This is a genomic window from Zhongshania sp., from assembly GCF_041584495.1.
In the GTDB taxonomy this organism is placed as follows: domain Bacteria; phylum Pseudomonadota; class Gammaproteobacteria; order Pseudomonadales; family Spongiibacteraceae; genus Spongiibacter.
Genome location: NZ_JBFHDY010000301.1, coordinates 1 through 1,239, shown reverse-complemented (window position 1 = coordinate 1,239; position 1,239 = coordinate 1). Strand labels below are relative to the sequence as shown.

Sequence of the window (1,239 nt, the reverse complement as noted above, 5' to 3'; positions counted from 1 at the left end):
GTTTCCGCTCCTCCTCAAGATTCAATTCCATTGCTCAACCCCTCCCACAAATATCTCACAGTAAACCATCATAAACACAATGGCACCGTATAGCACGTATCCCTCTATACCCATTTGTTATAAGCCCCCTACTTTTCATTCACTGGGATGACTAGGCGGCACCATCGGCAGTACCAGCAGACTAAACGCATCTCGTGCGCATTCACTACTGGTTCCATCCGGTGACGCGAGCAGGTGCTTAACTTCTCTGTTCGGGTCGGTTGCTCTGTTTTCGGGTCTGAGGGTTTTGACACGTTCGGGCCACTCTGCAATTTGGTTGTAAATGCGGGACATATCCCAGTGGTTGATGTTATCCATTGTCGCTATCCCCATAGTTATACAAAAACGACTTAACACGCGCCTTGTCATCCTGGCGGCACTCAGACGGCACGGTCTTGACCTTTCCGCCTCGGGCTAGATACTCCGCCACCTGCGCCTCGATTTGGGCACGGATGGGGTCTTTAACTTTTATTTCGGATTTGTGGATCATTAGAACATATCCTCCTGCGCTGTCTCATTGTTAAACCGCTCACAAGCGGCCTTATAATAGTCCTCGTCTAGCTCGCACCCAACAAAGTCGAACCCGCCATAATGGGCTGCTATGGCGCTAGAGCCGCTGCCGAGATGGGTATCAAGTATCCGGTCGCCTTCTTTGGCATAGTTGGCCAGCAGCCATTGGTAGAGCTTGACGGGTTTTTGGGTGGGGTGGATTCGGTGCTCTTTGTTTTTCATGTCGCCCTGTAGCATCCCCGCCCATTGAAAGCGAAACAAGCGAACGGCTGTCTTAAAGCTAGTCCAAGCTAACTCGCAATCTGCAAAATCACTCCCTCCATTGACCTTATCCCAGACAACCCAGCAGGGTGAATTACACATAAAAGGTATACCATCAATGAAGTGATTTGCACCCCAGATTATTTGATTTCTGCTTACTCGCTTTAGCTGGTCAAAGTAGTCAGAATCAGGCGCACAAAGGTCGCCCCCCGCAAATGGTTTGTAGTCTTTAGCCAAGGCCAGCTTGCCCCTGCTTTTGTTTGTTGCGCCGCTCTCCCCTATCCCATAAGGCGGATCAACAATAGCCAGATCAAACGCCTTATCCGGGAGCGACGCCATGTACTCCATGCAGTCTATGTTTAGAATTTCCACACTCACAACACCCCCTCCCCCGCAACATCACTCATCCAAGCCCGTGCGACAGTCCAG

General features: G+C 50.6%; 3 protein-coding genes. All 3 read right to left on the bottom strand.

Features of this window, described 5'->3' with window-relative positions; all coding sequences use genetic code 11:
- Positions 1-135: 135 nt before the first annotated feature.
- From ABYP33_RS19345 to ABYP33_RS19335, 3 genes are read right to left on the bottom strand one after another with little or no spacing between them, the layout of a single operon-like run.
- Positions 136-357 carry a hypothetical protein gene (locus ABYP33_RS19345; RefSeq protein ID WP_373093012.1) on the bottom strand — a complete coding sequence of 74 codons (222 nt, stop codon included), beginning with the start codon at positions 355-357 and terminating at the stop codon, positions 136-138.
- Positions 350-529, bottom strand: coding sequence for a hypothetical protein (locus ABYP33_RS19340; RefSeq protein ID WP_373093010.1), 180 nt, complete (start codon positions 527-529; stop codon positions 350-352). Before ABYP33_RS19340 ends, ABYP33_RS19345 begins: the two co-directional genes overlap by 8 nt.
- A complete protein-coding gene (locus tag ABYP33_RS19335; protein WP_373093008.1) occupies positions 529-1,188 on the bottom strand; it encodes a site-specific DNA-methyltransferase in 660 nt (219 codons plus the stop codon). The genes ABYP33_RS19340 and ABYP33_RS19335 overlap by 1 nt, the downstream gene beginning before the upstream one ends.
- Positions 1,189-1,239: the final 51 nt, after the last annotated feature.